This window comes from Rhodanobacteraceae bacterium (assembly GCA_024234055.1).
Lineage (GTDB): Bacteria > Pseudomonadota > Gammaproteobacteria > Xanthomonadales > SZUA-5 > JADKFD01.
Genome location: JACKOW010000012.1, coordinates 100,262 through 124,405 on the forward strand (window position 1 = coordinate 100,262; position 24,144 = coordinate 124,405).

Below are 24,144 nucleotides of genomic sequence, written 5' to 3' on the forward strand. Positions count from 1 at the left end.
CATGGTTGATCGAGCTCACTAGAGTACGGCCGGGGCGAAACCTAGATTCGCCTGTCTGCTGATCGATGGAGTGAGCGATGCGAGTTTCGATGTCTGTGCTGGCGACGGCCCTGCTGGTCGCGACCAGGACTTTGTTGGCGGCGCCGATAGAACTGGAGCGGGTGGAAGTTGAAGGTCAGCGGATTGACCCGGTTCCGACCCCGGCAGGCAGGGTCGACGATGCAAGGATGGCGCCAGCGCGGAGCACTACCGCCGACAGCGCCAGCTTGCTGCGTGATGTGCCGGGGTTGAACCTCAGATCCGCAGGCGGCACCAGCAGTCTGCCGGTGATCTTGGGTCTGGGCGGGGATCGCGTGCGCACCACGGTGGACGGCATGGACCTGGTTGCCTCATGCCCGAATCACATGAACCCGCCGCTGTCCTACCTGGATCCGGCTGCGATCGGTCGGATTCAGGTCTACGCCGGCATCACCCCGGTCAGTGCTGGTGGCGACAGCATCGCCGGCAGCATCGTGGTGGAAACGCGCGGTCCGCGCTTTGTCGAAGCCGGCGCCGAGCCCGAGTGGCGTGGCGAGGCGGGCTTGGGCTATCGCGACAATGGCGCCGCCTGGCGTAGCGATCTGTATCTGGCCTATGCCGGCGAGCGCTTTGCCGCCAGTTACAGCGGAGCGCATGCACAATCGGACAACTACAGCGCCGGCGGCGACTTCAAGACCAGCACGATGACTGGCCGCGATGGTCACACCCTGCCGCTGGACGAGGTGGGATCGAGTGCCTATGAGACCAACAACCATGCGCTGACGCTGGCCTGGCGCGGGCGCGATCAGTTGATCGAGGCCCAGTTCGGTTATCAGGACACACCCTTCCAGGGCTATCCGAACCAGCGCATGGACATGGTCGACAACCGGCAGCAGCGCATGAATCTGCGCTATCTCGGCGATCTGGACCGGGGCACGCTGGAGGTACGTGCCTATCACGAGGAGGTCGAGCACCGCATGAACTTCGGGCCGGACCGGCGCTTCTGGTACGGGTCCAATGCCGGCAGCGGCAGTCCGTGCTCGCCGATTCGCTTCATGGGTGACCCAGCGGGCAGTTGCGCCGCCGGCATGCCGATGAACACCGACAGCAGCACCACCGGCGCCACGCTGCATCTGGATCTGCCGCTGCAGGGCGAGGATCTGGCGCGTCTCGGTGTCGAGTGGCAGCGCTATCGCCTGGATGATTACTGGCCAGCGTCTGGCGGCGCGATGGGCCCGGGCATCTTCACCAACATCCGCGATGGCGAGCGCGATCGCCACGCGCTGTTTGCCGAGTGGGAAGCGCACCCGGCTGCCCGCTGGACCACGATGCTGGGCCTGCGCTACGAGGGCCTGAGTACCGATGCCGGCGAAGTGCAGGGCTACAGTGCCGCGCCGATGGCCATGGGCAACCAGGCTGCCGAGGCCGCGGCCTTCAACGCACTGGATCGCAAGCGCACAGACCACCACTGGAATCTGGCGGCCTCGGCACGCTATGACCTGACCGAGACCCAGGTGCTGGAGTTTGGCCTGGCCCGCCGGGAGCGTTCGCCCAATCTCTATGAGCGCTATGCCTGGTCGACCTGGGCCATGGCTGCCTCAATGAACAACACGGTGGGTGATGGTAATGGTTATGTTGGCGATCCGGCTTTGCGACCGGAGACCGCTTACACCGCCTCCGCCACCTGGCGCTGGCAGTCTGCCGACGCAGCGCGGCACCTGGAGCTGACACCCTTTTACACCCGGGTCAACGACTACATCGACGCGGTGCCGGTCGGAGTGTTCCGCGTGGATCAGTTCAACGTGCTGCGCTGGGCCAATCAATCGGCACGATTGTGGGGTTTGAACCTGACGGCGCAAGCGCGCCTGACCGAGACGGCAGGCCTGGGCATCCTGGATCTGAGTGCGCGTCTGCAATGGCAGCGTGGCGAGAACCGCGATACCGGCGAAGATCTCTACCAGCAGATGCCGGCCAGTGCCCGGCTGACCCTGGCGCAATCCCGTGGCCGATGGACCAGCGCATTGGAATGGGAACTGGTCAGTGCCAAGACCCGGGTGTCGGGCGTGCGCAACGAGATTCCCACGACAGGTTATGGTCTGTTGCATTTGCGTGGCGGCTATGCCTGGACGCAGGTGCGCATCGATGCTGGCATCGACAATCTGCTCGATCGCAATTACGACCTGCCGCTGGGCGGTGCCTATGTGGGGCAGGGCATGACCATGAGCTTGAACGGCATCCCCTGGGGTATTGCCGTGCCGGGCGCGGGCCGCACCGCCTACGTCGGGGTGCGGGTGAATTGGTGAGCAACAATCTGCGGGAGTTCAGCCGGGTACCCGATCTGGCGCTTGCCAATTGACCGCTCACCCGCGTTCCGGTGCCGGACGCTTGCCCAGCTTGCGCTGCAAAGTGCGCCGATGCATGCCGAGCAAGCGGGCGCTGGCCGAGATATTGCCGCCGGTCGAGGTCAGTGCCTGCTGGATGTGCTCCCATTCCAGACGCTGCATTCGGGTCATCGAGGCCGGTACTTCATCGACTACCTCTGTTGCCGGTTCGCCGCTGATGGCGCGCAGAATGGCTTGAATGCTGGCGGGCTTGGGCAAGTAGTCGTCGGCGCCACGCTTGATGGCCTCAACAGCGGTGGCAACGCTGGCGTAGCCGGTCAGCAACACGATGACCATCTCCTCGGACAGCGCCCGCAGCGGTTCGATCAGGCGCAGCCCGGATTCGTCGGCCAGCTTGAGATCGACCAGTGCCGCATCGGGGACGCGGGCGTCCGCGACACTCAACGCATGCTCGATGTCGTGGGCGATGCAGCTGCTGTGGCCACGGCGCTGCAGTGAGCGCTGCAACTGCGTGGCATAGACCGGATCGTCGTCGACGATGAGGATGTGCAGGGTCTCGCTGTTCATTCGCACAAGCTGCTCAGTGGCACACGCAAACGGGTCATGGCGCCGTCGGCAGCCGATTGCAAGCTCAACTCGCCGCCGAGCCGCTCAACAGTTGCGTGCGACAGCGCCAGTCCTACTCCCAGACCTTCAGGCTTGCTGGTACCGAACAGTCGGTGCGTCAGCGGCTCGCGCGCCAGCGCATCCCCGCCGCGGTCGCGGATGACACCAATCAGATCGTCGTCTGCCACCTGCAACGTCAGTTCAATCGAGCTTTGACTGCGGCTGGCACTGGCATCGGCGGCATTGTCGAGCAAGGCCTGCAACAGATGCTCCAGTGCCGGGTCTGCGCGTACCTCGGTCTCCGGTAGCTCCACATCGCGCAACAACTGCATCGATGGACGCAGCAACTCCCAGCGTGAGATCACGCTGTCTATATATTGATTGAGCGGCAGCCGCGCGTGTTCATCGGGATGGGCGTCGTGTACCAGTTTGCGCACCTGATCGCGGCAGTGGGCGACCAGCACGCGCGCTCGATTCAGATCCTCATGCAGCGTCGGGTTGCCGGCGTGGTCCTCGCTCAGGTCGTCAAGCAGCAGCGTCAGCGTGCCCAGCGGCGTGTTCAAGGTGTGCGCCATGGCGGCGGCATGGGTGGCCAGACCGAGAATGCCCTCGTCTCGTGCTGATTGTTCGCGCAAGCGTGCGATCTCGCGCTCGCGGGCATCGCGCAAGGCGGCCAGTTGCGTCAGCACCGCCACGAACACCACCGCCGACAGCGCGAAATTGACCGCCATGCCGGCCAGATGCAGGTCGAAGGTGCCGGAAATGCCGTGGATATGCGGCAGCGGCGGTCCAAGGATTGCCGCCGCGGCATAGCCTGCCGTCGCCATGACCGCCACCCACACGATATGCCGCACCGGCAATGCCAGCGTGGACAGGGCGATCGGCACCAGAAACAGGGACACGAAGGGATTCATCACGCCGCCGCTCCAGCCGATGGCCCAGCTCAGTTCGGAGATGTCCACGGCAAGGTGCAGCACGGCGAGCGCTGGTGTGCCCGGCAACGTCCGGCGGCGTAGCGTCAGATAGCCGTTGAAGCACACCAGCGCCACCACGCCTAGCCACAGCGGCCATGCTGGCAGCGGCAGCGCCAGCCAATGCAACGCCACCCAGATTGCCAGCGCCTGGCCCAGCGCGGCAAACCAGCGCAGTTGCATCAGCGTACGCAGGAAGGCGGGATCGATACGCTTGGAGCGGTCGGCGTTTGCCAATGGGAGATCAATCGCAAGAATGGACACACGCAGGCGCGCAACTGCCGGCTAGGGGCAGCTGGCCTGCGACCCGATTCAACCATATCGCAGTGGGGGCGCTGCAGGCAGGGTGCTGCGGCCAATCGTCGCAGGGACCTGCGCGAGGATGGGATGATTGAGCGCAAACATGGGTCCATCGGCGCTATGGTTCCGCACTTCCCAGAACTGCCCGTCGCATGAAGCCTTCGCCCCAAGCCAGCTTGTTTGATGACCCGCCGCAGCAACCACCTGCTTCGGATTTGCTGCGGATAGAACAAGGATCCGCAGCGCTGAACCCGGCGCAGCGCAGTTTCAACCGGCTCACGCAGCAGCTGGCGCGGGCGCGTCTGATGCTGGAGCAATGGCGCTTGATGCAGCAGCGCGTTCGGGAGCGGGTGCTGGCCGAGATGGTGCCGGGCACCGAGGCACTGGCCGCGTTGCAGCGGCAATTGATCGAGCAACTGGATGGCTTGCTGACGCATCCGCCAGCGGGCATCAAGCTCACTCGGCGCCGGCGCGATGCGCTGATCGAGTTTCTGCTGGCACGCATTGAGGACAGCGTTGGCGAGGGTGAGGATGAAGCCCTGGACGATCTCTATCGGCACTACAGCGGTATCGGCTTGAGCGAGCGCCGGCAGGCGGATCAGGAGCTGGAACTGCAGTTCGCCGAGCAGATGGCCAGCGACCTGTATGGCGATGACGTGGTCGCCGATCATTCGGCTGAATCCGTCGAAGAGTTGCTGCGCCATGTGCAAGCGCGCATGGACGATCGCTTCGAGGCCGAGCAACGCGAGCGCGAGGCACGCGCGGACGAGCGCAAGAAAAAGCGTCGCCCTTCGCCAGCCGAACTCAAGCGTGAACAGGCCGCCCAGGCGGCCAGCGTCTCGCTGCGTGAGATCTATCGCAAGCTGGTGAGCAGCCTGCACCCGGATCGGGAGAGCGATCTCGACGAGCGAGCGCGCAAGACCGGCTTGATGCAGCAGATCAACAAGGCCTACCAGGACAACGACCTGCTGACGCTATTGACGCTGCAGATGGAAGTCGAGCAGATCAATGCCAGCACGCTGGCAGCGCTGCCGACCGAGCGCCTGCAGCACTACAATCAGGTGCTGCGCGAGCAGTTGCGCACGCTGCAGGACGAGTTGAGCGCGCAGGCCCAACAGTTGGAGGATCAGCTCGGGGCGCACCGGTACGAGCAGATTCTTCAGCCCAAGGACGCCGAACGCCTGTTTGAGCGCCAGCTGCGCGAACTGCGCCAACTGCAAGCCCAATTCAAGTCCACCATCGCGGCGCTGGCCAATCCGCATCTGCGCAGCGCCGAGATCGACGCCATAGCTGTGGCCATGTCTCGACGCTGAGCAGGTGCTGGCCCGGTGCCGAATCGGCAGTCAAATACGCGCAGCGGCGCCTCAATCTGCATCCCGGCGACGTATCAATAACTTGGATCACGGATTCGTGGACACTATTTGCCCGAACTGCGAGCCGCGGACTGTTTCACCGTCGCTTGCAACCCCATCCTCTGGCACATGGTGCGAAGCGGCATTCTCTGCATAGTGCCGGCAACCCAAACCCCCGAGGTGTGCGATGAAATTGTCTCTGTCTTCCCTGATGCTGGGCCTGGCCGTGTTTGGCGCGTCGAGTTTCGTGTACGCCGACGATCTGACCGATGTTGATGCGGTCATTGCCAAGCACATCGAAGCGCGTGGTGGCATGGACGTGCTCAAGGCCATCAAGACCACGCGTGCCGAGGGCACGATGACCATGGGCCCGATGCAGATGCCTTTCGTCGCCGAAATGAAGCGGCCGAATTCCATGCGCATCGATTTCAGCTTCCAGGGCATGCAGGCCAGCCAGGCCTTCGACGGCACCAATGGCTGGCAGATCATGCCGATGATGGGCAAGCTCGATCCGGAGCCGATGGGCAGCGATGAGCTGACCCAGTTCAAGAATCAGGCCGATATCGACGGTGCGCTGGTCGACTACAAGTCCAAGGGTCACAAGGTCGAGCTGCAGGGCGTGGTCGATGTCGATGGCACCCCGGCCTACAAGGTCAAGGTCACCCGCGCCGATGGCACCGAAGAAACCAACTACATTGACACCGAGTACTTTCTGGTGATCAAGACCGAGAGCGTGGTCAAGATGCAGGGTCAGGAAGTCGCGGGCAGTGCCATTCTCGGCGACTACAAAGAGGTCGCGGGCACCATGGTGCCGTACTCGATCACCAACGTCATGACCGGCCCGATGGGCGAGATGAAGCAGGAAATGCAGTTCACCAAGATCGACGTCAACGTCGATCTGGCGGCCGACCGCTTCACCCAGCCGGCGCCGAAGGCCAAGGTTGAGGCGGCCAAGTAGGCTGATTGCGGCGTCATGGGCCGGGGTAGGTTGGGCTAAGGCCGCAAGCCGTGCCCAACGTTGGGCACGCTGCGCTTGGCCCAATCTACGCTGCGCTCGCAATGACGCCTGTGTTCCGATCCAGGCTTTGGCTGATTCGAGTCTGCTCTTCCACATCGGCATGGCCGCGACAGCGGCCAGCCCCCGGAGATCGCTGATGCGCACACTTCCCCTGTTGCTTCTGGCCACCCTTGCCAGTGGCGAAATCGCGGCCCAGACCGCGCCCGATTCCAGCGTCTTCGGTGGACTGCGCGCGCGCAGCATCGGCACGGCGCACACCAGCGGCCGCATCAGCGCCATCGATGCCAGCGCGCAGTTCCCTCAGACGATCTTCGTCGGCGCGGCCTCCGGCGGCGTCTGGCGTTCCACCGACGGCGGCACCACCTTCAAGCCGGTGTTCGATGACCATATCCAGAGCATCGGTGCCATCCGCATTGACCCAAGCAACCCCAAGACCGTCTGGGTAGGCACCGGCGAAACCAATGTGCGCAACACCGTGTCGGTGGGCGATGGGCTGTATCAGAGCATCGACGGCGGCGAGAGTTTCAAGCGGGTGGGTCTGGAGAAATCGGAGCGTATCGCCGAGATCGTGGTCGACCAGAACAACAGCAAGAATGTGTTCGTGTGCGTCACCGGGGCGCTGTGGAGTGATTCGGCCGAACGCGGCGTCTATCGCTCGCGCGACGGCGGTGCCAGCTTCGAGAAGGTGCTGTACGTCGACACCGAAACCGGCTGCTCGGACCTCGCCATCGATCCGCGCAATCCCAATGTGCTGTACGCGGGCATGTGGAGCCTCAGGCGTTCACCTGATTTCTTCCGCTCCGGGGGCAAGGGCAGTGGGCTGTATCGCAGCTTTGATGGCGGCAGCAGCTGGGCCAAGGCCGAAAGCGGCTTGCCAACCACCGAGAAAGGTCGCATCGCACTGGCGGTGGCACCGAGCAAATCCAATGTGGTCTATGCGCTGGTCGAGGCCAAGAAGACCGCGCTGTATCGCTCGGACGACATGGGCAACACCTGGGCCGAGACCAATTCCAGCACCAATGTGCAGATGCGGCCCTTCTACTTCGGCGAGATCGTGGTCGATCCGGTCGATGCCGATCGCATCTACCGCCCGGCCTTCGTGACCACGGTCTCCACCGATGGCGGCAAGACCTTCAACAGCATGAGCTTTGGCGGCTCGGTACACCCCGATCACCACGCGCTGTGGATCAACCCGAAGCTGCCACAGCAGTTGCTGCTGGGCACCGATGGCGGCGTCTACGTCTCGATGAATCAGGGCGCCAAGTGGAGCCAGTTCCGCAATCTGCCGGTGAGCCAGTTCTACCATGTCAGCGCCGATATGGCGCAGCCGTACCAAGTCTACGGCGGCCTGCAGGACAATGGCTCGTGGACCGCGCCCAGCCGCAGCGCCTCGGGCATTCGCAATCGCGATTGGGACAGCGTCGGCATGGGCGACGGCTTCTGGGCCTGGCCGGATCCTAGCGATCCCGATACCGTGTTCAGCCAATACCAGGGCGGCAAGCTGTTGCGCGTCAATCGCACGCTGGGCGAGATCAAGCGCATCGAGCCGGCTCGCGGAGAAGGCGAAGACAAGCTGCGCTTCAACTGGAACACGCCCACCGTGCTGGCACCCAGCGGCAAGCTTTATACCGGGTCCCAGTACTTGCATGTATCCACCGATCGCGGCGACAGCTGGACCCGAATCTCACCGGATCTGACCACCAACAATCCGCAGCTGCAGCGCCAGGCCACCTCCGGCGGTCTCAGCCGTGACAATTCGTCCGCCGAGAACAACACCACCCTCTACACCATTGCCGAGTCGCCGAAGAACCCGGACACCATCTGGGTGGGCACCGATGACGGCAATGTGCAGCTGACCCGCGATGGCGGCCGCAGCTGGACCAATCTCACGGCCCGGCTGAAGAGCACGCCCAAGGGGGCCTGGGTGTCGCGCATCGAGGCTTCGCCGCATGACGAGGGTACCGCTTTCGTCACCATCGACGATCATCGTCGCGGCGACATGAAGCCCTATCTGCTGGTCACCCGCGATTTCGGTGCCAGTTTCGCGCCGGTGAATCTGGCCGGCGTCGACGGCTATGCCTGGGTGATCGAGCAGGATCCGGTGCAGGCGGATCTGTTGTATCTGGGCACCGAGTTCGGCCTGTTCATTTCCATTGACGGCGGCGCCCACTGGGCACGCTTTGCCGAGAATCTGCCGCGCGTGGCGGTGCACGATCTGTACCTGCATCCGCGCGAAAACGATTTGATCATCGCCACTCACGGTCGCGGCATCTACATCATCGACGACCTCAGCCCGCTGCGGGCATTGAACGCCGAGGTGCTGAAGCAGGATCTGGCGCTGCTGCCGTCGCGGGCCGGTATCCAGACCATTGGTGGCGGCCTGCAGGATTTTGGTGGCGACGATGAATATGCCGGCCAGAGCCTGCCAGATGTCGCCGTGATCAGCTTCTATGCGGCCAAGCGGCATATGTTCGGTGACTCCAAGCTGGAAGTCTTCGACAGCAAGGACAAGCTGATCACCACCTTGCCGGTGGACAAGCGTCGCGGCGTGGTTCGGATCGAGTGGCCGATGCGCCTGAAGGCGCCGAAGTTGCCGCCATCGACCCAGCTGGTGCAGGCCTTTGTCGGTCCGCGCCTGCCCGAGGGCGACTATCGCTATGTGCTCACCCGCGGCAAGCAGACGGCCGAAGGCAAGGTGACGCTGGCAGCCGATCCGCGCTCACCGCACAGTGCCGAAGATCGCACGGCCCAGCGCGAACTGGCGCTGGCGCTGCACGGCGAACTGGCCGATCTGACCTTTGTCGCCGATCAGCTGGCTGATCTGAACACGCAGATCGAGGCACGCAACAAGGCGCTCGGCAACAAGACGCCCAAGTCGCTGACCAGTTTCGCGGACAAGCTGTCGGCGCTGCGCAAGAAACTCGCCGCCAGCGATACCGATGGCGGCTATGTCAGCGGTGAGGAACAGCTACGCGAGCGCATGGGCGAGCTCTACGGCGCGGTCGTTGGCTATGACGGTCGACCCAGCGCCAGCCAGCAGCAGATGCACAAGAACGTGCAGGCCGAGCTGGCGGCGCGCATGGCCGATCGTGATCAGCTGCTGGCCGAACTGACCGCCGTCAACAGCGCCGTGGAGAAAGCCGGTGGCGAGGCCCTCAAGGCCTTGGACCGCGCTGGCTGGGAGGCCAAGGAATCAGGCAGCGGCCCCGCCAGCGTCGCCAGGCGCTGGTTCAGCTGCGAAGTTTGCCTCAGCCACGTGCTGCATTGAGCCCCCAGCTCGCGTAGGAGCGACCTCGCGTCGCGACCGTCAGCCGCGATGAACTCGCGGCTGGGGTGTCCATGGCCAGAGCTTGAACGCAAAGAGCCGCGAAAGCACTGGTAGGAGCGACCTTGCGTCGCGACCGCCCACCGCGATGACCTCGCAGGTGGGGAACGCCCCGAGGCTGCCAGGCCAGAGCTTGAACGCGGAGAACGCAGAGCGGCGCAGAGAACGCAGAGAAGAACACACAGCTCTCGGTTTCTCTTGGTGTCCTTTCTGCTTTTCCTTTGCGTACTTCGCGTCCCGCTTCTGCTTGGATCGGCCTTGATGGATGGTTTTCGCGAATGTTGGCCGGCGTCACGTAGCCCGCTGGCGCGGCCAACGTGACCTACGGGTTTGGCTGCGGCGTGTCCTGCAGATAGCTGACAAAACGCCGGGCTGTGGCCGACAGCGGGTGGTCACTGCGCCAGACCAGTGACCAGCGGCGTTCGATCGGAAAACCGCGTACCTCAAGTTCGATGAGTCCTGCGGCGGCCAGATCGCTCTGGCCGGACTGGCTCAGCGCCAGCCGGGAAATTACGGCGATGCCGAGGCCAGCGGCGACCGAATGCTTGATCGCCTCATTGCTGCCCAGGCTCATGGCAATCTTCGGCTTGAAGCCGGCGTCGGCGAAATGCTGCTCGGCCACACGACGGGTGCCGCTGCCGGCCTCGCGCATCAGCCAGCGTTCCCCGGCCAGATCAGCCAGCTTCAGGCGTTTGCCTGCGAGAGGATGGCTGCTGCCGGCGACCACGATCAGCGGATTGTCGAGAAAGGGCAGGGAGCGCAGTGGCAGATCCTGTGGCGGCAGCATCATCACCACCAGATCGTCGCTGCGCTGTTGCAGGCGCTGGACCACGCGGTCACGATTTTCGATGCTCAGCTCGAACTCCACGCCGGGATGGGCGGCGGCGAAGGGCCCGATCAGATCCGGCACGAAGTATTCGGCCGTGGTCACGGCGGCAATGCGCAGATGTCCGCGCACCAGCCCACGCTGCTCGTTGAGGTTGGCTTCGAAGCGCTGCCAGCAGTCGATCAGCTCGGCGACCGTGTGCTGCAGGGTCTCGCCAGTCTGGGTTAGGCGCAGCTTGCGCCCGGAGTACTCGAACAGCGGTTCGCCGATGGCGCCGGCCAGTTCCTTGAGCTGCACGCTGACCGTGGGTTGGCTGAGGTGCATGGCCTCGGCCGCCCGGGTCACCGACAGCAGACGTGCCGTGGTTTCGAAGGCGCGCAGCTGTTGCGGGGTGATGCGCAGCAATCGACGCAGGGGTGTTGGCATAGATAAAAAACTATCGATGGAATCAAATACAAGTATTTCCCAAATGCACCGGGATTGCCTAGTTTTCGCCCATCTCCGCACCAGGATGGACACGAGCATGGAAATGGATCAGGTCAACTCGCCGGAATGGCTGGACAGCAGCGTCTCGCAAGCAGTATCGGAAAACCCGGTGCTGACACCGATCACGGTCGCGCCCGGCGACGGCATCGGCCCCGAGATCATGCAGGCCACCCTGGCCATTCTCAGCGCGGCCGGGGCGCGCATCGCCCCGGAGTTCATCGAGATCGGCGAAGCCACCTACCTGCGCGGTCATGCCGCGGGCATCGATGACGCCGCCTGGGCCAGCCTGCGCCGCACCGGTGTGCTGCTGAAGGGGCCGATCACCACGCCCTCGGGCGGTGGCTACAAGAGCCTCAACGTGACCCTGCGCAAGACCCTAGGCCTGTACGCCAATGTCCGTCCCTGCATCAGCTACGCGCCCTTCGTGGCCACGCTGCATCCGCGCATGGATGTGGTGATCGTGCGCGAGAACGAGGAAGACCTGTACGCCGGCATCGAGCATCGCCAGACCGACGAGGTCTACCAGTGCCTGAAGCTGATCACCCGCCCGGGCTGCGAGAAGATCGTCCGCCACGCCTTCGAGTACGCCCGCCAGTACGGCCGGCGCAAGGTCACGTGCATGGTGAAGGACAACATCATGAAGATGACCGACGGCCTGTTTGCACGCGTGTTCGAGGAGATCGGCGCCGAGTATCCGGACATCCAGCGTGAGCGCTACATCATCGACATCGGCGCGGCCCGACTGGCAACCCGGCCGGAACGCTTCGATGTGATTGTCATGCCCAACCTCTACGGCGACATCCTGAGCGACATCGCCGCCGAGATGACCGGCAGCGTCGGCCTGGCCGGCAGCGCCAACATCGGCGAGCACGGCGCCATGTTCGAAGCCATCCACGGCAGCGCCCCGGACATCGCCGGGCAGGGCATCGCCAATCCGGGCGGCCTGCTGCTGGCCGCGGTGATGATGCTGGTGCAGCTGCGTCAGAACGACGTGGCCGAGCGTATCCACAATGCCTGGCTGCGGACGCTGGAGGATGGCATCCACACCGCCGACATTGCTTCCGCGAACACCCGCAGCAAGGTCGGCACCGCCGCTTTTGCCGAGGCCGTGATCGCCCGACTGGGACAACAGCCGACCCAGCTGGCGTCGGTGAAATACGCCGATGTACCGGCCGCTGCCGAGCCGCGCCGCCCGCTGTACGTGCGCAGGCCGGCGCAGCACAAGACCCGGGTAGGCATCGATATCTTCGTCCACGCCGCCGACATCGCGCCGGACGATCTGGCAGCACAGCTGCAAGCCACTGATACCGAACAGCTGTCGCTGCAGCTGATCACCAATCGCGGGGTCAAGGTGTGGCCGCAGGGACACGCCGAGACCTTCTGCACCGATCACTGGCGTTGTCGCTTTCTAGCGCGCGAGGGTCAGGACCCGCTGACGCTGGGCCACAAGGTGGCTCTGCTGCAGCGCATGGCCGATGCCGGCATTGATGTCATCAAGACCGAACATCTGTTCAACTTCGATGGCGTCGCCGGCTACGCCCAGGCGCAGGGACAGTAATCCATCGCTACGCGCCCGGCGGCCGTGGCCGCCGGGTCGCCTGCCACGGCGCGATCTCAGCGCGCCCGATTGGCCAGGCCATGAAAGCCGAGCATGCCCAGGCCCGCCGCGGCAATGACGATGCCGAAGGCGGCAGGGTCGTTCGGACCCAGATTGAACAGATCGATCAGTCCGAAGGCGATACCGACCAGCACCAGCACCAGGCCCCATTTCAACGAGGACACTTTCCGGTTCTGCTCGTCGGCGGCGAGCATGGTGCGAACCAGGTCTTCCGAGGCGCCTGACTCCGCCAGGCGGCGGCGCACTCGTCCGTCCATGACGATCTTGATGGCTACGACCACACACACGAACAAGGTGATCGGAATCAACGGGCCTAGATCCACAGCGGTACTCCTGAGCAGCGGGCGGTATTGCCCTTTGCCCGGATAGAGACAGCGAGTGCGGGTTCGGTTGCATGGCCCCTGTGGAAGTTCCGGTCGCCCCGGCGGTGCGCATATTCGCGCAACAAACGGGGGCAAGGGGCAGGGGGCAGGGGACCCACGTCACGGCACGGTCAGATCATGCGTCGAGCTTGGACCCCTGCCCCCTGCCCCTTCTATTCAAGACTTATGAAGCAATGAGTTCGCGCATGTTTGGTGAGAGACCAGCTTCAGCCACCAACAGAACCCGCACGCAGCAAGGCAGAAGCGATCGCGGCTGAAGCCGCTCCCACAGGAAGAGGTGGGACCAGCCGCAAGGCGCACCGATCCGGGACTTCCATGCCAGACTGAGGTGCAACCGATCTCGTTGCGGGTGTCTCCAACCCCTCATGAGTACCGACCCACTGCTGGTTCAGGCCGTGCTGGCGCGACAGCCAGGCGCTTTCGAGCGCCTGGTGCGTGCCCATCAGGGTCTGGTCTGGCATCTGCTCGAACGCATGGTCCGGCATCCGGAAGACACCCGCGAACTCAGTCAGGAAGTGTTCCTGCGCGTGCATCAGAAGCTCGAGCAATATCGTTTCGAGAGCTCGCTGGCCACCTGGATAGGCCGGATCGCGTTCTCGATCGCGACCCGTCATCTGCAGCGCAAGCGCCTGCCCATGGATGAAGCGCTGCCTGGCCACGAGGACGACGCCGCACTCGATCGGGTCAGTGACGCCTTCGATCTGGCCGAAGCCTGCAGCGATGCGGACCTGATGGCCTGTGTCAGCCGCGAGCTGGATGCCTTGCCGCCGCTGCAGCGCACCCTGATCGAGCTTTATCATTTCGAAGAACTCGGCATCGCCGAGATCAGCCAGATCACCGGTCAGCCCGAGGGCACGGTGAAGAACAGTCTGTTCCGGGCGCGGCGTCGTCTACGCGAGCGCCTGGAGCTGGCAATAGGAGTCGCGGCATGACACACAGGGTGAACTGGACCGCCGAACAGCAGGCCGAATGGGAGGCACAGGAGCAGGCGCGGCAGGCCGAACGGGCCACCGCCGATGCCTCCGAGGATGCCCGGGGCCATCTCTACCGGGTCATCGACCGCGGCGCACGCCAGAGGAAGCGCCTGGAGCTACCGGCAGATTTCGCCACAGCAGTCGTCAGCCGTGTCCGCGAACAGGAGGTCGATGAAGCCATCGAGCGCTGGCTGTTGCGCATCGCCGGTCTGATTGCGCTGGTGTGCGCTCTGGTCTATGCCGCACCGGATCTGCTCCACAGCCCCTCGCTGGCCCATGGCGCCTGGCAATCCTTGTCCAGCCTGGAAACCTGGCTGGGCAGCCCGTGGTTGTGGGCGACGGTGCTCGCGCTCGCAGCTGCCAGCGGGCTCGATCGCGCCGTCTATCGGCGCTGACCCCGCACCTTGATGGGCCGGCGTCCCAGGCCCTCAAGTCCGATGTGTTCTTGCCTTGGGTGATCTGCTTCGGGTCAGGGCTTTTCCTGTTGCCGTAGCGTCGCCAGCAATTGCGCCGTTGGATCCGGCTGGCGCCGGGCGCAGGGCGGAATCACCAGCGTGGTGTATTCCTCAAAGCGGGCGCGGGCCAGATCGGCCAGCGGCAGTCGGTCGGCCCGGAAGGGCTCCACCGACAGGCGCGCCGCCTCGTAGAGAATCACTTCATGGTCTGCCGGGTAGTCCTGCAGCAGGCGCTCGACCAGTTTCTGGATTTCCTCGGGCTCGGCATGGAAGCGGGTGCAGGCGGTATCGCCGGTGAGCGCTACCTGCCACAGCAGCAGCAGGCTGCGAGTGTCGACCTGCCGGTCTTCGAGCAGGAACTGGGTGGCCTCGACTGACTGCACGCCGCTGCGTCCAGGGTCTATGCCCAGATCGGCGTACAGACAGGCTTCGGCCGAGATGCCCGGTTCCATGCGGGCCCGGAAACCGGCTTCGCGGGCCTTGCGGATCACGGCATGCGGAACGTCAGCGAATACGCCTGGATGGCCATAGAACACGGCGCAGACGCGCTTCCCGGCATGTACCTCGGCGAGGATGGCCGCTTCCATCTCCCGGTAGGTCTGACGCCGGTCCTTGCCCTCGGCATAGTGCACGCGCAGGTCGATCAGATCCGGGCGCTGTTCGGCAATCATTCCGAAGGCAGCGCCATCGGTCAGTACCAGCACGCGCTCGGCCTCCTGTATTTCCGACAGGCAGCGCGAACTGAGATGTCGTCCCAGCTGGATGCCGCTGCCCACCACCACCAGCCCGGACTCCACCTTGTCCAGCGCTGAGACCTGGGAGGAATCCACGACGCGGTTACGTCCACTGCGCTTGGCCTGGTAGAGCGCCGTGTCCGCGCTGCGCAGCACGGTCTCCAGCGACAAGCTGGACTCGCTGGTGGCGCTCAACCCGTAGCTCAGGCTGTAATCGACGTGTTGCCCTTCAAAGACGATTGGCACGATTCGTCGGCGCAGGTCTTCGATCAGGAAACGGGCCTGTTCGGCACTGCCACGGATCAGCATGGTGAACTCTTCTCCGCCGCTGCGGCCTACGATGGCCTGCTGCGGAAACACCGTGCGCAACAGCTCGCCAAAGGCACGCAGCACGCTATCGCCGGCCGCATGGCCGTAGCGATCGTTGATCTGCTTGAAGTAGTCGATATCGGCGACGATGGCTGCAAAAGGAGCCGTCTCCTGCTGGCAGCGCGCCAGCAATTGGCGGCCAAAGCGCACCGTGCTCTGGTGGTTGTAGAGGCCGGTCAGTCCGTCGTGTTCCGACAACTCACGATAGCGCCGACGCTCGATCAGCGTGCGCGCCAGCCAGGAGACCAGCAATGCTGTCACCAGCACCAGGCACAAGAGCCCCAGACCCTGCAGCCACTGGGTCCGCGAGCGCGCCGCAATCTCCGCAGCCTGAAGCGCCTTCTCACCCTGCAGGGCCGAGATCTGCTTCTCTTTCAGCTGCGTGTCGAACTGCATCTGCAGGAAGGCCATGCGCCGTTCGCGAGCGTTCTGATCGAGGTATTCGTGCGCCGATTGCGCCAGCCGCAGTTGCTCGAGTGCACCGGAGGCGTCGCCCTTGCGCTCCAGGATCTCACTCAGCAGCCGTCTCGCAGCTTCGAGATTGTCTCTGGCCTGCTGGGCTTCGAAAGTCGGCAAGGCCTCATCCAGAAGGTTCCGGGCTGCATCCAGCGATCCGCCCGACTCCAGCATGGCCTGGGCCAGCAGGATGCCGGTTTCAAGAAAACCGCTGGTGAATCCGGCTGCAGCAAACTGCGCCCGCGCATCGGTCAGCCAGGGAATCGCATGGGCATAGCGCTGTTGTGCCAACAGTGACTTGCCGACCCCCTTGTGACCATCGGCCACGAACACCGGGTCCTTGGCGAGATTGCAGACGTCGATCTGCTCGCGACTGGTCGACTCGGCCTGGGCAGTGTGACCGATCTCGTCCAGCGCCTTGGCGTAATCAGACAGGGCAATGCAAACATCCCGATGGATGCCGCCGGTACGTGCGGCCTGCAGCGCCTGTTCTGCGTAATCCATGGCCAGACGCTCTTCACCGGCGCGCAGATACAGATACGAGGCCATGCCCAGCATTCGCGGCTGCGGCGTATCGATCTGATCGAGCAGTGCGAGGCCTTCGGCCAGCCAGGCAAAGGCGCGTGGATACTCGCTGACATTAGTGGTCATGTTGACCGCCAGCGTGAGCGCGCGGATCCGTAGGTCCGGTGGCACCTGGCGTTTCAACATGGACTCGATCATCGCCAGCCCACTGGCGTAATCGCCCTCCAGGGCATGGTTGCGTGCTTCCACCAGTTCGATGCGGAAGCGCAGATCGTCATTCAGACTGGAACGAACAGGCTCCAGTGCCTGGATCAGATCGGCCGAAACCTGCCAGGGCTCAGTCCGGTTGCTGAGTTCGATCGCTGCGACGCGCTGCTCCAGGGTTTGCGCAGCGGCACTACTGACCAGACCCGAGCCGAGCAGGAACAGCAGCAGCAAGCCTATTCGGAAAACAGGAAGACATCGGGCGCCGAATGTGCGCATGCCGGTCTACCGAGGCGCGCAAGGCTCAGCTGTCGTAAGCGCTGACCGTGCTGTTGGTGGCGAATTGCCCATCCTTCAGTCCGGTCAGGCGCTTGATCGCCTCGTAGTCCTTGTTCAGCAGCGCGTCGCGCTCTTCGTCGCTGAGGCCGAAACGCTGAATGACCGCTGCCGGATCCCGGTGATACTCGTTGCTGAGCGCGGCATCGGCCCCCAGCTGCTTCATCAGACGCAAGAGACTGGACATGAGAGTTTCCCGACAGAATCACAGTTCAGAGGGCGCACCAGACGTGCGTTCGGGCGCCCGAAACAGGAGACCAGCAAGCTATCACATTCAGACAGGACTGAGTCAGCCGGGATGACCCTCGAAAGGGTCGGAAACCCTGTCGATCGGCCTTGACAAGGGCTGCCTGGCTGTTTCGGCCCGCGCCCGTGCAGCCAATTCCCGAGCGCGTCTGGATTCGCGACTGTCGGCGCCGAAAGCCTCGCGCAGTCTGGGCTCGGCCTCGTCCAGCAAGGACAGTGCCTCCTTGGGCTGTCCGCTCAGCAGCAGCCATTCGGCTTGTGTGGTTTGCAGCACGGCCCAGCGGGGATGATCCTCTCCCAACGCCGGTCGCAGGATGGCCCGGCTGCGTTCCAGCAGTTTGCCCGCACGTTCCAGCTGTCCCAACGCCAGGCAGGCCCGAGCCTGGTTGTGCAGGGTCACACCCACTCGCATGTGTTCGCCGCCGAGCGCGGCCACCAGTGCCTGCTCGGCTTGCTCGAAGTAGGGTAGGGCAGCATCGGCCTGACCCTGCGCCTCCAGCGCTGCTGCCAGATTGTTGAGTTCGGTGCCGGTGTGCATCGATGAGTCGCCCAGGCGTTGCTGGAAAATGGCCAGGGCGCGGCGATGTTCGCGCTCGGCTCTCTGCGCGTCGCCGGCGCGCAAGGCGCTGGCGCCCAGATTGCCGTAGACGGTGGCCAGTCCGGCGCTGTCGCCGCCCCAGATCTCCGCCGTGAGTTCGGCCACCCGCTCCAGCGTGGACAGTGCCAGCTCATGCTGGCCATCACGGCTGGCCAGGATGGCCAGATCATTGAGCATGTCCAGCGTGCGCAGATCACTGTCGCCCCACAGGTCCCGGGCCAGTGTCAGCGCCTGTTGCTGCAGTTGCAGGGCGGACCGGGTATCGCCCCGATCCACGGCGATGCGGGCACGAACGGTTGCCAGCTGACGACGGAGGTCAGCGTCCTGGCTGTTCTCGATCCAGATCGATGCCTGATCGGCGTAGGCCTGGGCCTGATCGTAGTCGCTTTGCAGATAGGCGTTGTCGGAGAGTAACAGCAGGACTTCCGCATGAAATGCCGGTGCTTCGGTGGCATGGCGCTGCGCCAGCTCCTGTGCGCGCTGCTCGGCTGCGGAAAAATCGCCGGCGTCGCTTTCTACCCGCGCCTGCAGCAGTTCGATGCGGTCGGCTTCCAGCGTACCGCTATCCGCGAGTGCCTGTCGGGCCTGCTCGAAACTGCGACGGGCGTCGTCATACAGCTCCAGGCTGTGCTGTGCGCGCCCCAGCGCCAGCAGCACCCGCACGCGCACTGGCGCCGGCAGATCACGGGCACCGACTCGGGTGCTGGCACTGGCCAGCAGCTCGCGGGCACTGGCGCTGCCGCCGGGATACTGTTCGGGATCAGCAGCCGTATAGGTATCGATGAGCAACGTGATGACCTGTTCTGCAGTGTCACGCTCCAGCAGTGTCTGTCGATACTGGTCGTACAATTGCGCCGCAAAGATCCCGGCCATTGCCACAAAGGCGGCGACGATGCTCAGTGCCCAGCGATAGCGCCGCAGGCCGCAGCGCAGCGCATAGCCGGCTGTGTTCGGCATCGACGTCACCGGTTGCCGTTGCAACCAGCGGTCCAGATCGTCGGCCAGCTCGTGGGCATCGGCGTAACGCGCATCGGGTTGCATGGCCAGTGCGCGATCGATCACCGAGGCCAGTTCGCGACTGCGCAGCGCGTTGATCCGTGGCGAGCGCAATCGACTCGGTGAGAGCGTTTCGACAGGCTCACCGCCGATGCGCTGAAGCAGCCTGGGTAGATCGCCCGCTGATTCTGCAAGCCAGCCGCGAATCGGCGCCTTGACGGCCAGTCGCAGCAGCGCGCCCAGCGCAAAGACGTCGCTGCGGGCGTCGATGACGGCATCCGATCGAGCCTGTTCCGGACTCATGAAACCGGGAGAGCCGCCTGCCTGTTCGCCGTCATCGCTGCCGGTGACACGGGCGATGCCAAAATCAATGACCCGCAGCTGGGCTGCACCTTCGATCTCGGACACCAGCACATTGGCCGGCTTCAGATCACAATGGACAATCCCGCGCCGATGGGCGTGACCGACGATGCGGCAGAGATCGCGCAGCATGCGCACCCGCGACACCGTATCCAGTGGGTGCGCTGACCAATACTGATCCAGGCGCAAACCCGACACGTATTCCATGGCGAAGTAGGCGGTGCCATCGGGGCTGCTTCCGGCGTCGTAGAGCTGAGCCACGCCGGGGTGAGCCAGACTCGCCAGGGCCTGCCGCTCGACATCGAATCGCGCTCTCGCCAGCCGATCGAGATGCGCGTGAAGCACCATCTTGATCGCCACGGTGCGCCGGATCGGCTCGGTCTGCTCGGCCAGATAGACGATGCCCATGCCACCGCGTCCCAGCAGGCGCTCGATGCGGTAGCGCCCGAATCGGGTTCCCGGCGGCAGCTCCCGCGCCACCGCCGTTCGAGCCTGGCGCTCGAATTCTTCAGTCAGCGACAGCAGATCGGTGTCACCCGCGCGGCTCATGGTGATTCGCCATCGGTGCCCGGACGCGACAAGCGGTGTTCCTTCAGCTTCTTGTAAAAGCTGGTCTTGCCTATGCCAAGCAGGGTCCAGGCCGACTCGGCCTGGCCACCCGAGAGCGCCAGAGCGCTGATCAAGGCCTCCCGTTCGGCGCGGGCGACCGCCCCATCCAGGCTCAGATCGGGCAGCGCAGCAGGCTCGCCCCGGATCCCCTCGGGCAGATGCTCGCGATCCAGCGCTTCGCCCTCGTCGAGCACGATCACGGCGTGCTCGATGGCCTGCTTGAGCTCACGCACATTGCCGGGCCAGGACCAGCGTTGCAGGGCCAGCAACGCCGCCGCCGTGATGCCTGGACTATGGCGCTGATGGCGGGCCAGCGCCGCTTGGAAAAAATGGATGGCGAGCGGCGCAATGTCGACACTGCGCTGACGCAGTGGCGGTACTCGGGCGCTGAAGCCGGCAATGCGATGAAACAGATCCAGGCGAAAGCGACCCGCCGCAATATCGGCCGGCAGATCACGATGGGTAGCGGCAATCACGCGCACGTCGATGCGGGTCGGCACCCTCGCGCCCACACGCAAGACTTCACCCGCTTCCAGCACCCGCAGCAGGCGCACCTGGGTGTCGGCAGCCGTGTCGCCGATCTCATCCAGAAACAGGGTGCCGCCATCGGCCCGCTCGAACAGGCCCGGGCGAGCCTCCACGCCGGTGGCGGCGCCGCGCTCGACCCCAAACAGCTCGGCTTCCAGCAGTTCACGCGACAGCGCCGCGCAGTTCAAGGCCAGAAAGGGCCGGTCGGCGCGGGGCGATTGCTGATGCACCCAGCGAGCCAGCAGTTCCTTGCCGACGCCGGTTTCCCCGAGCAACAGCACGGGCACACGGGCTCTCGCGGCTCGCGCCAGTTGCTTGACCAGTACACACATGTCGGGATCGGCACTGGGCAAGCCTTCCGGTTGCGTCGTGCTGTGAGCCACGGCGCCAGCATCGACTGCTGCCGCGGGCGCGGCCCAGCGAAGCATTTCCTCACCCAGCCGTGTCAACGCTCGGCGCGCCAAGTCTGATTCCAACTCAGCCCACAGTTCAAAGGCCTCGGTACGAGCAATGCACTCCAGCGCGGCGGCATCGCCCAGACCCGCCTGAGCCACCAGTATCTGATCGGATGCCCGCCGCAACTGTAGTTGGCGGATTCCCGGCGCGGCCACCCAGCCTTGCAGCAATCGTCCGAGGTCGCGCCCTTGCACGGGCGGCGCCGACCATTCCAGGATGGACTGCTGGAGTTCGCGGCCGAGGTCATGCAAGGCGGTGTCCAGATCCGCCGCTGGATCGGGCGGGTCCGGCGCTGTTGCATCGGGCGCGTCACCGGATACCACGAAGGCCAGTTGATCCAGACCACCCACGCGTTCGCGCAAGCGCAGTCGGGCGCTGCCCAGTTGCAGCTCGATATCGCCACTGTAGGCGCCGTGATCGATCCGCACACCATCGACGCGTGTGCCGTTGGTCGAACCCAGATCACGCACGATGACACCGCGATCGGCGCAGACCACCAGCTCGGCGTGCTCGCGGGAAACCCCAGCCGCTTCGATCAGCAGATCACTGTCGCCGCCGCGGCCGAGGCGATAACGCCCCGGCGCCAGATCCCGCCTGGGCTGGGTCGAATCCAGCCATTCAAGTTTGTAGCGTATCGACACCCACCCCTTGCCCTGTTCGTCGGCACGTGTCGCGAATTATGCGCAAGGGGTGCCGCTGGGTCACGGCATCGGTTCGCGATCGCGAACACCAAGCGCTTCTGTCGTTCAACGCTTCCAGGGTGCCTCGACCATTCGTTCTGCCCAGCCCAGCCGGGTCGCCGCCGCAGGCAGCTCATGCCGCGGATACTCGTCATCATCGGTCAGTGCTTTCAACGCAGCGAAGGCGATGGCCCTGGCATCGATCTCGAAGAAGTCGCGCAAGCCCGCGCGGGTATCGCTGCGCCCGAAGCCGTCGGTGCCCAGCGTGACGTAGCGACGCGGCACGAAGGCGCGGATCAGTTCGGGCAACGCTCGCACATAATCGCTGGCGGCGATGACCGGCCCCCAACTGTTGCCAAGTTGTCGAGTGACGTAGGGCAGGGCGGGGTCGGCGTCGAGCTGCACCCGAGAGCGGCGTTCGCAATCGATGCCGTCACGCTGCAACTCGGTCCAGCTGGTCACGCTCCAGACCTGGGCCTCCACGCCGTAGTCCGCCAGCAGCTCGGCGGCCTGCAGCGCCTGCGCCAGAATGGCGCCCGAGGCCAGCAACTGCACTTGAAGCCGGGACTCGGGACTCGGGACTCGGGACTCGGCCTTGACGCGAGGACTAGGCCGCTTGAGCTTGGCCAATGCCTTGGCTTCGATTTCTCGAATTCGCTGACGGGTGACGTTGAACTGAGCGCTGACATCCGCCAGCGATGGATTCAGAGTCAGCACATCAATAACCCGCTGCTCAGCATCCGCAGACAAATCAACTCCTTGCGCGTTCTGGCTTTGGGCGAGTCCCGAGTCCCGAGTCCCGAGTCCCGGCTCCACGGCCTTCAGCAAGTACATGCCCCGCAACACCCCCTCGCGTACGCCCTCGGGCATCGACGGCTGGGCGTAGTTCTCGTTGCCGACGGTGAGGTAGTAGAAGACATCGGTCTGCTCGGCCAGCATCTCTTCGATGCCGCGCTGCAGGATGATGGCGATCTCGTAGGCAAAGGCCGGGTCGTAGGCGCGGCAGTTGGGCACTGTGGCGAAGCCGAGGTGGCTGGCGCCGTCCTGATGCTGCAGTCCTTCGCCACCGAGGGTGGTGCGGCCACTGGTGGCGCCGAGCAGGAAACCGCGGGCGCGCTGATCGGCGGCGGCCCAGATCAGATCACCGACGCGCTGCCAGCCGAACATCGAGTAATAGATGTAGCAGGGCAGCATCGGCAGATCGTGGGTGCTGTAGCTGGTGGCTGCGGCGATCCAGGAACTGATCGCGCCGGCTTCGGAGATGCCTTCCTCCAGAATCTGGCCGCTTTTTTCCTCGCGGTAATAGAGCATCGAGCCCAGATCCTCAGGCTCGTACATCTGTCCCAGCGGCGCGTAGATGCCAACCTGACGGAACAGGCTGGCCATGCCGAAGGTGCGGGCTTCATCGGCCACGATCGGCACCACGCGCTGGCCGATGTGCTCGTCCTTGAGCAGATTGCCGAGCATGCGCACCACCGCCATCGTGGTCGACATGGCTTTCTGATCGGCTTCCAGGGCGAAGCGGGCAAAGGACTCGACCGCCGGTGCCGGCAAGGGTGCACTGGACTGCTGCCGGCGCCTTGGCAACTCGCCGCCGAGCGTTTGCCGGCGCGCCCGCAGATAGCGCATCTCGGCACTGTCCTCGGCCGGTTTGTAGAACTTCAGGGCTTCGACATCGGCATCGCTAAGCGGCAGGCCGAAGCGGTCGCGAAAGGCTTTCAGTTCATCGACATCCAGTTTCTTGTGCTGATGGGTGGTCATGCGGCCCTGACCGGCCTTGCCCATGCCAAAACCCTTCATGGTCTTGGCCAGGACCACCGTCGGCTGACCCTTGTGTGCGAGCGCCGCCGCATAGGCCGCATGCAGCTTGCGGGCATCGTGGCCGCCGCGCTTGAGGCGATCGATGTCGGCATCGGAGAGATCGGCTACCAGCCGCGCCAGTTCGGCGTTCTGGCCGAAGAAGCGCTCGCGGTTGTAGGCGCCATCGTTGGCCGAGAAGGTCTGGAACTGGCCATCAACCGTTTGCGCAAAAGCCCGCAGCAGCTCGCCGCTGACATCGCGTGCGAACAGCGGATCCCAGTCCGACCCCCAGATCACCTTGATCACATTCCAGCCGGCGCCGGCGAACAGCGCCTCCAGCTCGTCGATGATCCGACTGTTGCCGCGCACCGGGCCGTCCAGGCGCTGCAGATTGCAGTTGATGACGAAAGTCAGATTGTCGAGGCGCTCGCGGGCGGCCAAAGACAGCGCACCGATGGATTCGGGCTCATCCATCTCGCCATCGCCGAAGAAGCCCCAGACCCGGCGGTTCTGGGTGGCGGCGAGGCCACGATGCTCCAGATAGCGCAGAAAACGGGCTTGATAGATCGAGTT

The 24,144-nt window shown here is 64.6% G+C and carries 16 protein-coding genes; 7 read left to right on the forward strand and 9 right to left on the reverse strand.

Annotated features, from left to right (window positions below):
* Positions 1-77 precede the first annotated feature (77 nt).
* The gene (locus H7A19_16870; GenBank protein ID MCP5476504.1) at positions 78-2,321 is read left to right on the forward strand and encodes a TonB-dependent receptor; all 2,244 of its coding nucleotides are present in this window, start codon (positions 78-80) and stop codon (positions 2,319-2,321) included.
* Positions 2,322-2,378: 57 nt separating this feature from the next.
* On the opposite strand, the gene H7A19_16875 is transcribed toward H7A19_16870, so the two are convergent.
* Positions 2,379-2,927 carry a response regulator gene (locus tag H7A19_16875; protein ID MCP5476505.1) on the reverse strand — a complete coding sequence of 183 codons (549 nt, stop codon included), beginning with the start codon at positions 2,925-2,927 and terminating at the stop codon, positions 2,379-2,381.
* Positions 2,924-4,174, reverse strand: coding sequence for an ATP-binding protein (locus tag H7A19_16880; protein MCP5476506.1), 1,251 nt, complete (start codon positions 4,172-4,174; stop codon positions 2,924-2,926). The genes H7A19_16875 and H7A19_16880 overlap by 4 nt, the downstream gene beginning before the upstream one ends.
* Before the next feature lie 215 nt (positions 4,175-4,389).
* Here H7A19_16880 and H7A19_16885 point away from each other — a divergent pair, with 215 nt between their 5' ends.
* The 3 genes from H7A19_16885 to H7A19_16895 all read left to right on the forward strand — a co-directional run bounded on the left by H7A19_16885 (position 4,390) and on the right by H7A19_16895 (position 9,875).
* Positions 4,390-5,550 (forward strand): hypothetical protein, encoded by a 1,161-nt coding sequence (locus tag H7A19_16885; GenBank protein MCP5476507.1) that lies wholly within the window; start codon positions 4,390-4,392, stop codon positions 5,548-5,550.
* 226 nt (positions 5,551-5,776) lie between these two features.
* Positions 5,777-6,547, forward strand: coding sequence for a hypothetical protein (locus H7A19_16890; GenBank protein ID MCP5476508.1), 771 nt, complete (start codon positions 5,777-5,779; stop codon positions 6,545-6,547).
* Positions 6,548-6,743: 196 nt separating this feature from the next.
* Positions 6,744-9,875 (forward strand): glycosyl hydrolase, encoded by a 3,132-nt coding sequence (locus H7A19_16895; protein MCP5476509.1) that lies wholly within the window; start codon positions 6,744-6,746, stop codon positions 9,873-9,875.
* A gap of 379 nt (positions 9,876-10,254) precedes the next feature.
* Here the strand turns inward: H7A19_16895 and H7A19_16900 are convergent, their stop codons facing one another.
* Entirely contained in the window at positions 10,255-11,184 is a 930-nt protein-coding gene (locus H7A19_16900) for a LysR family transcriptional regulator (GenBank protein ID MCP5476510.1), read from the reverse strand.
* 103 nt (positions 11,185-11,287) lie between these two features.
* On the opposite strand from H7A19_16900, the gene H7A19_16905 reads away from it, so the two are divergent.
* Complete coding sequence (locus tag H7A19_16905) at positions 11,288-12,802, forward strand: NADP-dependent isocitrate dehydrogenase (protein MCP5476511.1); 1,515 nt, start codon at positions 11,288-11,290, stop codon at positions 12,800-12,802.
* A gap of 56 nt (positions 12,803-12,858) precedes the next feature.
* Here the strand turns inward: H7A19_16905 and H7A19_16910 are convergent, their stop codons facing one another.
* Complete coding sequence (locus tag H7A19_16910) at positions 12,859-13,185, reverse strand: hypothetical protein (GenBank protein MCP5476512.1); 327 nt, start codon at positions 13,183-13,185, stop codon at positions 12,859-12,861.
* 425 nt (positions 13,186-13,610) lie between these two features.
* Here H7A19_16910 and H7A19_16915 point away from each other — a divergent pair, with 425 nt between their 5' ends.
* Positions 13,611-14,177, forward strand: coding sequence for a sigma-70 family RNA polymerase sigma factor (locus H7A19_16915; GenBank protein ID MCP5476513.1), 567 nt, complete (start codon positions 13,611-13,613; stop codon positions 14,175-14,177).
* Positions 14,174-14,614: a hypothetical protein gene (locus tag H7A19_16920; GenBank protein ID MCP5476514.1), complete on the forward strand. Its 441-nt coding sequence runs from the start codon at positions 14,174-14,176 to the stop codon at positions 14,612-14,614. The genes H7A19_16915 and H7A19_16920 overlap by 4 nt, the downstream gene beginning before the upstream one ends.
* Positions 14,615-14,688: 74 nt before the next feature.
* Here H7A19_16920 and H7A19_16925 read toward each other — a convergent pair whose 3' ends face one another.
* The 5 genes from H7A19_16925 to aceE form a co-directional block, all read right to left on the reverse strand.
* Positions 14,689-17,196, reverse strand: a complete 2,508-nt coding sequence (locus H7A19_16925) for a diguanylate cyclase (protein MCP5476515.1) — start codon at positions 17,194-17,196, stop codon at positions 14,689-14,691.
* A gap of 70 nt (positions 17,197-17,266) precedes the next feature.
* On the reverse strand, positions 17,267-17,485 hold the full coding sequence (locus H7A19_16930) for a hypothetical protein (protein MCP5476516.1): 219 nt from the start codon (positions 17,483-17,485) through the stop codon (positions 17,267-17,269).
* A gap of 102 nt (positions 17,486-17,587) precedes the next feature.
* Positions 17,588-20,047, reverse strand: a complete 2,460-nt coding sequence (locus H7A19_16935; GenBank protein MCP5476517.1) for a serine/threonine protein kinase — start codon at positions 20,045-20,047, stop codon at positions 17,588-17,590.
* Positions 20,044-21,732, reverse strand: coding sequence for a sigma 54-interacting transcriptional regulator (locus H7A19_16940; protein ID MCP5476518.1), 1,689 nt, complete (start codon positions 21,730-21,732; stop codon positions 20,044-20,046). The genes H7A19_16935 and H7A19_16940 overlap by 4 nt, the downstream gene beginning before the upstream one ends.
* A 105-nt stretch (positions 21,733-21,837) precedes the next feature.
* A partial coding sequence (gene aceE, locus H7A19_16945; protein MCP5476519.1) for a pyruvate dehydrogenase (acetyl-transferring), homodimeric type occupies positions 21,838-24,144 on the reverse strand: 2,307 nt, incomplete at its 5' end.